Annotated in this window: 16 protein-coding genes and 1 pseudogene; 8 read left to right on the top strand and 9 right to left on the bottom strand. The window is 41.8% G+C overall.

Annotation, left to right across the window (positions count from 1 at the left end):
* The first annotated feature begins 129 nt into the window (after positions 1 to 129).
* The 6 genes from HZY91_RS08125 (at position 130) to HZY91_RS08100 (ending at position 7,646) form a co-directional block, all read left to right on the top strand.
* A complete protein-coding gene (locus HZY91_RS08125) occupies positions 130 to 2,187 on the top strand; it encodes a BglG family transcription antiterminator (RefSeq protein WP_197115782.1) in 2,058 nt (685 codons plus the stop codon).
* Position 2,188: 1 nt separating this feature from the next.
* Entirely contained in the window at positions 2,189 to 2,467 is a 279-nt protein-coding gene (locus HZY91_RS08120) for a PTS sugar transporter subunit IIB (RefSeq protein WP_197115781.1), read from the top strand.
* A 17-nt stretch (positions 2,468 to 2,484) separates the two neighbouring features.
* Positions 2,485 to 3,843, top strand: a complete 1,359-nt coding sequence (gene ulaA / locus HZY91_RS08115; RefSeq protein WP_197115780.1) for a PTS ascorbate transporter subunit IIC — start codon at positions 2,485 to 2,487, stop codon at positions 3,841 to 3,843.
* A 4-nt stretch (positions 3,844 to 3,847) separates the two neighbouring features.
* A complete protein-coding gene (locus HZY91_RS08110; RefSeq protein WP_197115779.1) occupies positions 3,848 to 4,564 on the top strand; it encodes a transaldolase in 717 nt (238 codons plus the stop codon).
* A gap of 218 nt (positions 4,565 to 4,782) precedes the next feature.
* Positions 4,783 to 5,535 (top strand): hypothetical protein, encoded by a 753-nt coding sequence (locus HZY91_RS08105; protein WP_197115778.1) that lies wholly within the window; start codon positions 4,783 to 4,785, stop codon positions 5,533 to 5,535.
* Between the two features lie 536 nt (positions 5,536 to 6,071).
* A complete protein-coding gene (locus tag HZY91_RS08100; protein WP_197115777.1) occupies positions 6,072 to 7,646 on the top strand; it encodes an AbgT family transporter in 1,575 nt (524 codons plus the stop codon).
* A gap of 56 nt (positions 7,647 to 7,702) precedes the next feature.
* Here the strand turns inward: HZY91_RS08100 and HZY91_RS11000 are convergent.
* The 8 genes and pseudogenes from HZY91_RS11000 to HZY91_RS08065 all read right to left on the bottom strand — a co-directional run.
* Positions 7,703 to 8,131: pseudogene (locus tag HZY91_RS11000) on the bottom strand (peptidoglycan recognition protein family protein); the annotation flags it as partial.
* 1 nt (position 8,132) lies between these two features.
* Positions 8,133 to 8,705, bottom strand: coding sequence for a glycoside hydrolase family 73 protein (locus HZY91_RS10995; protein ID WP_235991620.1), 573 nt, complete (start codon positions 8,703 to 8,705; stop codon positions 8,133 to 8,135).
* Positions 8,705 to 8,935 (bottom strand): phage holin, encoded by a 231-nt coding sequence (locus HZY91_RS08090; RefSeq protein WP_197115776.1) that lies wholly within the window; start codon positions 8,933 to 8,935, stop codon positions 8,705 to 8,707. The genes HZY91_RS10995 and HZY91_RS08090 overlap by 1 nt, the downstream gene beginning before the upstream one ends.
* Complete coding sequence (locus HZY91_RS08085) at positions 8,922 to 9,209, bottom strand: hypothetical protein (RefSeq protein ID WP_197115775.1); 288 nt, start codon at positions 9,207 to 9,209, stop codon at positions 8,922 to 8,924. Before HZY91_RS08085 ends, HZY91_RS08090 begins: the two co-directional genes overlap by 14 nt.
* 77 nt (positions 9,210 to 9,286) lie before the next feature.
* Positions 9,287 to 9,535, bottom strand: a complete 249-nt coding sequence (locus tag HZY91_RS08080; protein ID WP_197115774.1) for a DUF2922 domain-containing protein — start codon at positions 9,533 to 9,535, stop codon at positions 9,287 to 9,289.
* A gap of 24 nt (positions 9,536 to 9,559) precedes the next feature.
* Positions 9,560 to 9,763 (bottom strand): DUF1659 domain-containing protein, encoded by a 204-nt coding sequence (locus tag HZY91_RS08075; protein ID WP_197115773.1) that lies wholly within the window; start codon positions 9,761 to 9,763, stop codon positions 9,560 to 9,562.
* 59 nt (positions 9,764 to 9,822) lie between these two features.
* A complete protein-coding gene (locus tag HZY91_RS08070) occupies positions 9,823 to 10,368 on the bottom strand; it encodes a sigma-70 RNA polymerase sigma factor region 4 domain-containing protein (protein WP_197115772.1) in 546 nt (181 codons plus the stop codon).
* A 56-nt stretch (positions 10,369 to 10,424) separates the two neighbouring features.
* Positions 10,425 to 11,339, bottom strand: a complete 915-nt coding sequence (locus HZY91_RS08065) for a hypothetical protein (protein WP_197115771.1) — start codon at positions 11,337 to 11,339, stop codon at positions 10,425 to 10,427.
* A gap of 881 nt (positions 11,340 to 12,220) precedes the next feature.
* Here HZY91_RS08065 and HZY91_RS08060 point away from each other — a divergent pair.
* Positions 12,221 to 12,709, top strand: a complete 489-nt coding sequence (locus tag HZY91_RS08060; protein ID WP_197115770.1) for a prolyl-tRNA synthetase associated domain-containing protein — start codon at positions 12,221 to 12,223, stop codon at positions 12,707 to 12,709.
* Positions 12,710 to 12,820: 111 nt separating this feature from the next.
* Positions 12,821 to 12,946 (top strand): hypothetical protein, encoded by a 126-nt coding sequence (locus HZY91_RS11085; RefSeq protein WP_268888823.1) that lies wholly within the window; start codon positions 12,821 to 12,823, stop codon positions 12,944 to 12,946.
* A 73-nt stretch (positions 12,947 to 13,019) separates the two neighbouring features.
* Here HZY91_RS11085 and HZY91_RS08055 read toward each other — a convergent pair.
* Positions 13,020 to 13,321, bottom strand: a 302-nt coding sequence (locus HZY91_RS08055) for an IS3 family transposase (RefSeq protein ID WP_197115769.1), incomplete at its 5' end; no start/stop codon positions are given.

The following is a 13,321-nucleotide window of genomic DNA, read 5'->3' as shown; positions in this document are numbered from 1 at the left end:
TTGATAAGAAACAGAGACCCTTTTTGCGAGATCAGCCCAACAATAAAATTTGTAAACGGAACAAATTGGGCTCAATGGCTATTTAGACCGTTTAAAGATTGCGCTATAGTAAGTATAGGAGGAAATGAAATGCTTAATAATGATATCATAAAAAAACTTCCAATTTTCTCTCAATACAATGGGTATGCCATTGCAGACCTAGAACGGATCCTAACAACCTCTCGTAAGAATATTCTTATGGATATCGAGCGGATTAATGAGGTGCTAAGCTATTACGACTACCCTTTAGTGACGACTAAGGAGGATCGCATTAGTTTACCACCAATTGCGATTAAGGATTTATTTGTTCGCATGTCACCCGAGATGAGTCAATATTACTTTCAAGAAGAAAGAGTTTGGATGATTCTTCTCTATCTTTTCTTGGAAGAGGATTATATTTCTAATTTTCATCTGCAAAGCTACTTAAGAGTCAGTAAAAATACGGTTCTTTCTGATATTAAGAATGTGAGGGAATTCTTAACGAAAGAAAAGGTGCAACTCGCTTACTCAAGAAAACTTGGCTACTATCTTGAAGGAGAGTCGCTTAAGGTAAGGGCAGTATTAGAGAAAGCAGTCAATGAAATTCTGAAGTTTGAAAGTGGAAAATGGATTATCCGATATACCTTTTATGCCTGTCAGGTAGACTTTGAAATTGATGAAATCATTGAAATTTTTCTCGCTTATACGCAACAGAATCAATTGTCATTTATTGCGGAGCGGATCGAGGCTACTTCCTATTTAATGCTCTTCTTATTAAAAATCAATAAGCTGAGTAAATGGAATTGTTGTGTAGAAGAAGTTGAGATGATTAACCGATCCAATGTCTTAGATTTGGTTGATCATTTTGTGAGTCGATACCCGAAATTAGCAACTGAAAAGTACTTTATTGCTTCCCGTTTATTGGGGTGCATCCAGGGAGATTTCTATCTTTATCCTGACCAGCAGATTGTGACGATCATGAATCAGATTATTGAATTGGTGTCTGCCAATACTGGGATTGTCTTTCGGAATGATGAACAGTTCAAGATGAATTTATATAACCATCTTGCACCTGCCTATTACCGTCTTTCCTTTGAAATGACGCTTTTAAACCCTTTAAAAGAACAGATTATTTCAGAATATAGTAGCTTGTTCTATTTGGTAAAGAAGAGTCTGTCTCCTTTATCGGAAGCCTTGCAGAAGGAAATCTCGGAGGATGAGATTGCTTATTTTACCATGCACTTTGGCGGTTATATTACAGCTTGTCAAGAGGGGGAAAATCAACGACAGATTGTGGCCTTAGCGGTTTGTCCAAATGGCGTGAGTTCTTCTTTGATCTTAACTTCTGAATTAAGAAATATCATGCCTGAAATTGATTTTAAGAGTCTCCACCAACTTGAGTTGCTGCCTACACTGCCTCCAAGGGAATATGATTTGATTTTCTCAACTGTTTATTTTGAAACGGATAAACCGCTATTTGTCGTTCAACCCTTTATGAACCCTGTTGAGAAGTCACTCCTCAAGAAAAAAGTCTATCGGGAATTTCAGATTAAATCGGAAGATGACTCAGCCGTTGACGAAATGATGAAAATCATCGCTAAACATTGTCAGGTTCAGGATGAAATGCTTTTACGAAATGAATTGTTAGCCTATCAGCTAACGAAGAATGAAAATAATGTTAGATGGGAGGGGATCTCACTGAATGATTTATTACAATTAGATCGAATTCAAATGGCAGATCGGGTGGACAATTGGCAGTCAGGGATTGAATTGGCTGCTCAACCTTTACTGGAAAAAGGCTTTATCGAAGCGTCTTATATTGAAGCTATGATTGATTCGATTCATCAATTAGGCGCCTATATTGTCTTAGCCCCGCGTGTGGCGGTTCCGCATGCTTCACCGGATAAAGGGGTGAAGCGTCTAGGGATGAGTCTGCTGCAGTTAAAGGAAGCGGTTGATTTTAATCGAGCGAATGAAGAATATGATGAAGATCGTCAGGTGCACTTAATTTTCGTGCTCGCAGCGATTGATTCATCCGCTCACCTCAGGGCTTTACAGCAATTGGTGATGATCTTAGATAATGAAGAGACCATTGATCGCTTGATTAAAGCGGAGACTTGTGACGAAATGTATCAAATAATCAATGAATGTTTAAAGGATGGGGAATAAAATGTTAAAAATAGTGACGGTATGTGGAAATGGAATTGGATCAAGTTTGTTATTGAAGATGAAAGTAGAAGCCATCGCCAAAGATCATGGGATTGAGGTGCAAGCAGAGTCTTGTGATTCGAATGCAGCCGTGGGCAAAGATGCGGATTTATTTGTTACAGTTAAAGAATTTAAAGATATTTTTCCACAAGAGGCAAAAGTTTGCATCGTACCAAGTTATACTAATCGCAAGAAAATTGAAGCCGAATTGTTGCCAATTTTGGAAGAAATGCAGAAATAATAGAGGAGGAAGAAAGAATGGTTGTGTTAGATTTTCTAAAAGATATATTAAGTGAACCGGCTTTCTTAATGGGCTTGATTGCCTGTTTAGGCTTGCTGGCGTTGAAATCTCCGGCTCATAAGGTGATGACCGGAACGTTAGGGCCAATTCTAGGTTATTTAATGTTGTCCGCAGGTGCAGGGGTCATTGTGGCTAATTTGGAGCCTTTGTCCCAAATGATCGAGACGGGTTTCCATATTACAGGGGTGGTTCCGAATAATGAAGCGGTAACCTCTGTAGCTCAAGAAGTCTTAGGTGTTGAAACGATGTCGATTCTAGTGGTGGGCTTGCTCTTTAATTTATTAATTGCTCGGCTGACACGCTTTAAATACATCTTCTTAACCGGACACCATAGTTTCTTTATGGCTTGTTTGTTATCGGCCGTTCTGGGTTCATTAGACTTTAAAGGACTTGTCTTAATTGTAGTGGGAGGCTTTATCTTAGGAGCTTGGTCAGCTATTTCCCCAGCGATTGGTCAACAATACACCTTAAAAGCAACCGATGGAGATGAAATTGCGATGGGTCACTTTGGTTCATTGGGTTATTATTTATCCGGTTGGATTGGCTCGCTTGTAGGAAAAGGTAGTCAAAGTACGGAAGACATCCAAGTCTCTGAGAAGTGGAATTTCTTAAGAAATACAACGATCTCAACGGCTTTGATTATGGTGGTCTTCTATCTCATTGCGGCGATCGCAGCGGGAACCAGTTTTGTTGAGACCTTATCTGAGGGTCAAAACCCTATTATTTTCGCCATTTTATCAGGCTTGAAATTTGCTGTCGGGGTAGCCATTGTGTATGCAGGGGTGCGAATGATCCTGGCTGACCTCATTCCGGCTTTTGAAGGAATTAGTTCGAAGTTAATTCCGAATGCTGTACCGGCAGTCGATTGTGCAGTATTCTTCCCTTATGCTCCAACAGCAGTGATCTTAGGATTCGCCTTTAGTTTCTTAGGCGGTTTGATTGGAATGTTTATTCTAGGTGCAGTCGGAGGTGTTCTGATTATTCCAGGTATGGTTCCACATTTCTTCTGTGGTGCGACAGCTGGAATCTATGGAAATGCCACCGGTGGTCGTCGCGGAGCGATTGTGGGGTCCTTCGTGAATGGGTTATTGTTAGCCTTCTTACCGGCTTTATTATTACCAGTCTTAGGAAATCTCGGTTTCTCGAATACGACTTTTGGTGATGTGGACTTTGGTGTCTTAGGGATTTTATTAGGACGTTTAGGTTCAATGGCAGGGTCATTGGGGGTTTATTTGATAGTGGGTATTTTAGCCGTGATTTTAATCTTCCCATCTTTTGCTCATCAATCGAATGAAGCCATTAATAACCACGAATAGGAGAATGATTATGAAAGATTTATCGATTAAAATTTATGCCGATGGGGCTGTGGTTGAAGAGATGCTTGATGCTCTTAAATCAGGTGTGGTTACTGGCTTTACCACGAATCCAAGCCTTATGAAAAAAGCTGGAATTACCAGTTATATTGCGTTCGCAGAAGAAGTTTTGGCTTCGATTACAGAGTATCCAGTTTCCTTTGAAGTCTTTGCCGATGATCTTGAAACGATGGAGAAAGAAGCGATCAAGATTGCGGGCTTAGGGGAGAATGTTTATGTGAAAATTCCGATTACCAATTCTTTAGGAGAAACCACTATTCCATTGATTAGACGCTTATCAGAACAAGGGATCAAGTTGAATGTGACGGCAATCTTTACACTTGATCAGGTAAAAGAGACGGTTGCTGCTGTGAAAGATGGCGTTCCGACGATTGTGTCGGTTTTTGCGGGAAGAGTGGCGGATACAGGAGTCGATCCGGAACCTCTAATGAAGGAAGCCCTAGAGATATGTCGATATAAACAAGCCGTTGAATTGTTATGGGCGAGTCCGCGTGAAGTTTACAATGTGTATCAAGCAGACCGTTTAGGAGTCGATATTATCACCTGTACACCTGCGATTATTAATAAACTCTCTTTAAAGGATAAGGACCTTAATGAGTATTCTTTAGAGACGGTTCAAATGTTCTTGAAGGATAGTCAAAGTCTAGGTTTTTCAATCTTATAAATAATTTTTAGTGGGATAAGATAAAGTTTGAATAACCAATTAACGGCCGATTTCAATGGTTGGAGGGGCATTCCAATCTTGGAGTCGGTTTTTTGCATAGACAGACTTGGATAAGAGTTGAGGGTCTGGTATTTGCGTAAAAATTTAATTATTAAAATTTTTATATCATTTGACTGTTGGTAGAGAGAGTATTACCCTTAACGAAAGGAGGTTTTATGATGAAATATTCTAAATGGATGACTCTACCTTTAGCCTTATCGATGTTGACAACAGTGACGGTTAATTCGAATGTGTTGGATGGTCAAGTATCGGTTTTTGCGCAAGAAACGGCTCCTGATGCTCATGCTGAGACGGTCTTGGAAGAGTTGAAAACCCTCTTTCCCGATGAAGATTTTCCAACTTATCTTTTGATGAATGATTTGCCCCCTTACTTAGCTGCAACGACAACGACACCTAGTGACCAAGAGAATTTTAATGTTCTCTTTTATGCAGAAGATGAAGCCTTTTCCGTGAATGATCAGGCACTCAATGAACGGACGCCAATCGCTTCCTATTCCAGAACGACCTATGGTTCAGAGGATGAAGCGATTCATGCGGTGAATCAAATGATTGATCTGCAGGGCGAAGAGGTTGACTTGGGGTATGGTATCACCGGATATTACCAAGGGGCAGCCGGTTCTACTTATCTCAATTGGCAAGAAGGAAATTGGGGGATTGTTGTAAAATCGAATAATATCGAGAATGAAGATCCTCTGCCTTTGGCACAAGCGATCGTTGAACATTTAGAAGCAGTTCGTTTACCAGCTCCTTCTGTTGCAGGTCAAATGACTTTGAAGAATACGAGTGGGGGAGCTTCTGATGAGAACACGATTATTTGGCAAGAGGAAAATGTCGTGTATGAAGTAACCCACTTTGATCCCCTCCAAGCCGTTAAAATGACCGGATCTATTTCTGAACCGACTGAACAATAGCTTTGGATGATAGAGAATTCCAAGCAATAAGCTCAAACATTGAAAGTTCCGACCCGTGATTTCACAGGTGGGAGCTTTTTTGTTGGAGAGGACCGGAAATAAGGGAGGTGCTTTTCTAGGGGACTCTTGACAAGAGAAGATGAAAGGGGTAAATTAGGGTTACCTAATATTTTTAGGTTAACCTAAAAATAACTGCCGAATAAAATATTTTTTAAGGAGGTGGCGGAATGATGTTTGGAGTTTCAGCTTATGAATTAGAGTTACGAAATCGCTTATTCGTTGAACGTTGGCAAGAACAAATTTCTAACTATAAGAAAGGATAGGTGCTAATCCCCTTGTCTTTAGATAGGGGATATTTTAAAAATCAGATTCAAAACAGACTTTTGTTTTAAATTGAATCCAGAAATGGCTTGTGTTGGAAGGAAATTTTATGTTTTATTGCGGGGAACACTTTGCTATACTAAACATATACGGATTTTTTTGGTGGTGGTTTGTTAGCGCTGCCAAAAAACAAAATTAATCTAAGGAGGTATGTAATGGAAGCACCACAAAAAAAGCGAAGTGTTGTGCAGCGATTTTTGGATTGGGTGGAGAAAGTAGGGAATAAGCTACCGCATCCGGTTTTTGTGTTCATTTTCCTGTCTTTGATTACGATTATTGTATCGGAAATTGTTTATCGGGCGGGCGTAACGGTTGATTTCTTTGATGCGAAGGCGAATGAGCAGACTTCTATTCAAGCAGTTTCACTCATGAACCCAGAAGGGTTAAGGTACATCTTTAATTCGGCTACTTCGAATTTCACGGGATTTGCCCCAATGGGGACGGTCTTAGTGACGATGTTAGGGGTTGGAGTGGCAGAATGGTCTGGTATGATTGGATCAGCCTTAAGAAAATTAATTTCGAAGGTTCCTCATTCCTTGCTAACGATGGTGATTGTGTTTGCTGGTATTATTTCTAATATTGCATCTGATGCAGGGTATGTGGTGGTAGTGCCACTAGGAGCGATTATGTTTGCAGGAGCACGCCGTCATCCGATTGCGGGTCTAGCAGCGGCTTTTGCCGGTGTATCGGGTGGTTTCTCGGCGAATCTTTTATTTGGTCCAACGGATGCGCTCTTAAGTGGGATTACTAATGCAGCTCTCCAAGCAGCCGGCAATCCCTATGAAGTAGCGATTACTAGTAACTGGTATTTCTTAATTGTTTCAACGATTTTTCTAACAATTGTCGGAACGTTGATTACGGAGAAAGTAGTGGAGCCACATTTAGGTGACTACCATGGCGACTTTGAAGAACATGAGGCAGAAGAATTAACAGTTCAGGAAGAGAAGGGATTAAGTCGAGCAGGTTGGACACTGTTAATCTCCCTAATCGTAACCTTTATCTTGGTGAACCCATGGTTTGGACCGCTTCACGAGATTGATCCCGAGACAGGTGAGAAGACCCTGCAACCCTTTATGAATACAGGGATTTTATTCTTAGTCTTCTTGCTATTCTCAGTACCAGGTGTGGTCTATGGTAAGACCACCGGTAAAATCAATAGTAGTTTTGATATTGTAGAAGCGATGACGGAGGGAATGCGATCAATGAGTGGCTTTATTGTGATGGCCTTCTTTGCCTCGCAATTGATTGCTTACTTCTCTCATACCAATCTAGGAATTATCTTAGCGAGTACAGGGGCAGAGTTTCTGAAAGCTCGAAACATTTCGGGTATTCCCTTGATTATTGCCTTTATCCTCTTCTCAGCCTTTATCAATCTCTTTATTGGGTCGGCTTCGGCTAAATGGGCGATTTTGGCTCCAATCTTTGTGCCAATGTTTATTGCCATTAACCTATCACCTGAAATGACGCAAATGGCTTATCGGGTAGCAGATTCATCGACCAATATTATTTCACCATTGATGAATTACTTTGCCATGATTCTTGTCTTTATGCAACGCTATGATAAGAAGAGTGGAATTGGTACCTTGATTTCAACCATGTTGCCTTACTCAATGGCCTTCTTGGTTTGTTGGACCATTCTCTTACTGATTTGGTACAGCTTGAACCTACCATTGGGTCCTGGAGCACCGGTGACACTCTCTATGATTCGTTCATTGATGGTTTATATGTAATTTTTAACTAGTAAAAAACACTCTCACCAGTTTTGGCTTGTGAGAGTGTTTTTGTTTTAGACAGGATGGACCTGATATTTCTTGCCATCTAAGACTAAGTCATGATCTTCTACAAGGGGGTCAGTTCTAACCGGTTGGGTTAATAATTGGCGGAAGTGATCCATTTCTGCTTGAGAATAACCAGGACATTGGGTGTTGGGGTTGACTTCCCAGTGGCCTTTGACTTGGTGAGCGGGGAGAGTTAATTGTGCCATCAGTTGGCGGGTAATCCAGTCGCGAGTGCGAATTTGTTCGGCGGAGTAGTCTGCCTTGCTATCCGCTTCCACTGAAATATGAACCGTATCCTGATTGTGGTCTGCAACGCCCCAAGTGATGCGTTCGAGGTCATAGTTCTGATAGAGAGTGCCGTCACTATCAATATAATAGTGGTAGCCGCCTCGATCCCAACCGCGATCATTGTGCCAATATCGTTCGTGGTCCCAAATCTTACGGCGAAGTCGGCGCGAAACGGCTGTGTAGTGCCAGACAATGGTGGTAATGTCGGAGAGTCGGCGGACCCCCTAGGGCTTGATCGCGTCGATCTATCAGAACGGGTTGCCATTGAGGCGTCGTTCTCTGATTGTATTGGGTCAGTTGATAGGTCTCAATCAGATCAATCAACTTGTCCCCATAGTGGGGATCACCAGCATAGACACCGGAAAGAGCTTGAGCTTCTGCTTGATAAGTCTTGGCCTCAATCGCTGGTCGGTAAGCGATTTGGGCGCGGTAGGGAGTCGAAGTGAAGAAGCTGGCATGGTCTTGAATCGAGGCTTCTAAGCTCGGATATTTGCGGAAAAAGGCTGGATGCTTCCGGCCATCGGCTTCCCAAGATTCATGAAGGACTGTCGGTCCTTGCCAAGGAGGTGAGGCCTTGATCCCGAAGCCATTATAAGATTTGCGGAAGAGGTCTGATTTTCCCGCCTTGGATTCCAAGATGAATTGGGCCATCCGGACTGCGACCGAGAGTGGCGACGCATAGCGGTGAAAAAGGGGGGCCGCCTGACGAAGTTTAGTCTGCATCAGTCCGTCATCCCCAATCCGGGAGGGAAGTCATCCTGGTGATAGTGGTGACTGGAAATCTGAAGGATGGTGCCTAAGAAGGCGGTAATGAGGTTCAGACTGGTCACTACGAGGTCGACCGGTTGCCAGAGGTAGAGTTCACCGAGCCCTTTGATTAGCACCGCAAGGGCAGGGAGGAAGATCAGGACTAGCCACTTGCCCCGATCATAACTTTGATTACTTAAGTACATGTTGGCTCATCTCCTTTAAGGTGTTTGAAATATCAGTGAGTTGACCATTGACTGGAGACAGGTAGCCTTCAATGGTATCGATTCGGTAGGCTTGCTGTCGGAGTTGGTCGCTAAGTGCAGCAGTGTCAGCTTGAGTTTGGCTTAGGTCTATTTGTAGGGTTTCAATTTGGTGGAGGATTTTCTGGCTAGCAGATAAGAGGCTGATCATCTTCTGGATGAGACTGAAGACAGCCATCAAGGCACCCGCATATCCTCCGATTTCGATGAGGGTCATACAAGGTCTCCTCTCAAGATAAAAAGCCTCACTTAATAGCGTGAGGCTTAGCGTAGACGCTTAAGGCGTCACAAGGATTAGGCAGGTTGATAAGTTTCAGCATTGAAGATTTCTTGTTCGCTACGTGTTACATAGCGAGCCCCTAAGGCTTCCGCATAGAGGTCGGTACCTTCTTCACTGAAGAAGAGGTCAGAGCCAATAATAGCTTGGGTTGCTTCATAAGTAGTAGGGGCTGTTAAACCTTCGGCTGGGTTCTTAACTGTGATTTTGCGGGCTTTACCAGCCCCATCACGGAATTGTAATTCTAAGACTGTTTGAGGATTCATACGAGTGGGCTCCTTTCAGGATGATTAGTGGTAAACATAAGTGAGACTCGCCTCAACCGCTTGACTCGGATAGGTCATCAGCGGATCAAGGGCTTGACGGATGGCTTGGACTTGGTCAGTTGATGCCTCTTCCTTTAAACCAGTCAGGCTAAGGGATTGGGTCTTTTCGGTCTCAGCATTGAAAGATTTCAACGTTAAGCGACCATTCTTGAAAGTTCTGTTTTCCATGGGAAAACCTCCTTATTGATTTAATGTAGCTACACCCTATAAACAAGTTGAGGATCACTTTAGTCCGGTGGATCTTTAATTTCTTGATAAATAGGAGCCAGCTTATGGGCAATCCGTTGCTTCATCTCGTAAAAAGCCGACCGCTTAATCTCGAGCAAGTCCATCATCTCTTGGGGTGAAAGTTCCCCTTGAATGAGGGCCAGATAGAGAATGAATTCGCGTTGATTGAGTAGTTCCCGGGCTTGGGCTGTATAATGTCCCAGAAGGAGGGAGGCTTGGCCGAGATTCTGAGCCGGAAGCTCAGAGCTAAACGCATCGAGATCAAGGCTAGAACAAGGGGTCTCAGGCACTGCTTGCTTGAACAGATTCAATAATTTCCACGTTAATCCCTTGGAAGCAAAAGCGATAAAGCGATAGCGGTCATCTGCATTTTGCAGCGGTTGTCCGTCAAAGTCTTGGGCAATCTGACACAGCTTAATCCTCAGTTCTTGCACCAGGTCGGGATAATCAGAATGATAGGGTGAAACAGAATACTGACGCAAAAGGCGATAGATCAAGGCTTGGAATTCTTGCAGGATTAAACGGGCATAGTGATCATCGAGCATCTTAATACCTCCCTTGGTCAATCTGATGAGCAAAATAAACGAGCACGACTAGGCGATTAAAGGAAGTCAGGATCATGGTCTGCCTCCTCGTATTCGCGAACATGGAAGAGACTGGTTAAACCTAAACGCTGCCAGTTCCAGAGGATCTTCATAGAATAAGTAAAGATATCTTGCTTATCGAGAGAGCGAAGAAGGGCCTCTCTTACCATCTCAAAGGGCAGTTTATGTAGCCAATTCGCATAGGCAGCTAGCTGGGTTTGGTTGAAGGACAGCTGCTTCACATTGCAGAAGAGTCGGAAAGACAGTAAGACTTCCTCATCGAGTTCAATGTCAGGATTATTGACGACCTGATCGTGGAAGGCAAGGGGATCTTCCTCGAGGGCTTGAATCGCCTGCTGATTGCTTGCTTCTCTTTCTTTCAATGGTTTATCTTTATCTTTGTCATTATTTTTATGCTTATCATTCTCATTATCGAATAGAGCTTCAGAAGATTGAGGTCTTTCTAAATAGTTTTGACGAATCTCAATTTCTTTTGCGAGGAGGTCGCGAATCTTACGATCAAAAGACCGACTTGAAATATCGAAGTAGCGCCGATTATATTCGAGGGTGACTTCAATTAAGTGGAGGTCCTTCACCTGGCTGAGTTCTTTCTCCAAGAGCTTGGCCACGGCAACCCCTCCCTTGATGATGGAGTGACGAAGGGATTCAATTAAGGCAATTTCCTGGGTCTCATAATTATACTTGATGACACAGAGCACCTTCTCAAAGCGCTCTAAGAGTGTCAAAACGACCTCACGGGTAAAGCCTGTTTTATCAGAGATGGTCTTAATCGGAAGTTGGTAGATACCCAGTTGGGTGGTATTGGGGTTGGTCATTAAGTAGAGATAGAAATAACGGTCTTCAATTGAGAAGTGGTCGATGATTTTGGGATCTTCCCAGAAATCAACATCAATCAGTCGTTTAATGCCCATGACAAATAATCTCCTTTCTATTACAGAAACGGCGGTGTGATGGAGCCTGACCGCAAGGGTAGGACGCACCATCACCTTCCATTCTGTATTCAACGAGTAAAAAAATTAATTATTTAATATAAAAAATATATAAGGGTGAGTGAATGTAGGAACCAGAGGGTAAGCGCCTATGTCAATAGGTAGGTCTTCTCAGTTCCATAGGGTGGTTGTTGATCGAAGGCCTGCAGTGACTTGCCAATATGAGGAAGATACTCCTGGTCATTCTCATTAATGAAGAAGATCTCCATCATTTCATGGTCACTTAGCTGAAAGGTGACGAGAAACTTATACATCAGCGAGAATGAGGGGGCATGGGATCCGTACAAAAGATTGTGAACGGAAGCAGGAGACACTTGAAGTAAATGAGCCAACTCGGTGTAGGTGAGATGGTGTCTCTGGATCAATCTCAGGAGCGGCCAATTCGTAGAAGATGTTACTTTAGACATAACACATTCCCTTTCTATACAATATAATAGCGCTTTCTCAAGCTGCAATAAAAGTATATGAAAAAGTAGATGATTTGTAAATATGTAATTCACAATTTACTCCGATTCACAAAAGTTTTTAGGCTTTTGATAACACTTTATAGTGAATTGAAACCGTTAATTTATTAAAAAATTTCATGAACTCTATATGAAAGGTCCTTTAGGATTCGGATGAGAGTTGAAAAAGGTTGGCTAGACTTGAAAAGGGTTGAATTACAAGGATCTATATGGAGTTACACAATATTTATCAAGATAACCAATGAGAAAAGGGCACCTGCCCTGTAGAGAAACAGGATTGAACTGAAAGGGGTTACAAAAGGTGATATAATAGAGATAAATTGAGAAAGGACTGATTGAATGGACGGCTATCAAATTGTTGAAGATAAGTTGAATGAATTGGGCATTCCCTTTGAAATTGTGGAGCACGAACCGGCTTTGACAACTGAACAAGCAGATTCCTTTATTGAAGGAATTGAAGGGGTTCGAACAAAGACCATGTTTCTAACGAACCGCAAGAAGACGGAATACTACCTCCTGATTATGGATGACGCTAAGATGCTGGATATGGATGAGTTCAAGGAGAAGATCCAAGCCAACAAGGTGCGCATGGCTTCCTCAGAAAGTTTGATGGAGAAGATGGGCTTACCTCCTGGGGTCGTTTCACCCTTTGGTTTGCTTAACAACAAGGATAAGGACATTAAAGTCTACTTCGATCAAGCCATTGTCGATGAAGAACGAATGAGCTTCCACCCCAATACCAACGAGAAAACCCTCTTCTTAGCCACTCAAGACCTCTTCAAATATCTTGAAGCGATCGGCTATGAATATACGATATTGGATGTTTAAATGAATTTAGTGTAAATAAGAAAGAAGATTGAAAGCTCTTCTTTTTTGTTTGGATAGATCATTTATTTTCTCTCACGGAATAAGTCTAATGCCTTCATTAAGAAAAGTGATATGTTAGAAAAAAGAACAGATGAAAAAGGTCTGATTTTGATCAAGGATGTAGAAGAGAAGGGGATTAATCGTTTTAAGCTCTCTTATCTAGATCGAATTAAATTAGAGATTATGCTTTTAGATTAGTTTTGAAAATTTAAGTTTAGAGTTCTCATAAGCCTCCTGAATAAAGAGAAAACAATGGAATGTCAACAGTTTCTTAGACACTTTTCATGTGTAAATTTTTAAACGCCACAGGCGTTAAATAATGTAATGAAGAATGTGGTCTAAAATTGTTGTACCCATTCACATAATCAAATAACTCAGTTTCTAGCTGGTTCAAGTTTTCAAATTTTATTTGTTTTACAAATTCAGTTTTGATTGCTTTCATCGTTGCTTCTGCAACAGCGTTATCATAAGGACAGCCTTTTGTGCTTAATGAACGTTTGATGTTAAATGTTTTTAATACTTCATCTATCAATTTGTTGTCGAATTCTTTACCTCTATCTGTATGAAATAATT

It is taken from the genome of Facklamia lactis (assembly GCF_015863205.1).
GTDB lineage: Bacteria > Bacillota > Bacilli > Lactobacillales > Aerococcaceae > Facklamia > Facklamia lactis.
Note: the sequence above shows the minus strand (reverse complement) of the source record. Positions and strands in the feature narration are given on the sequence as shown.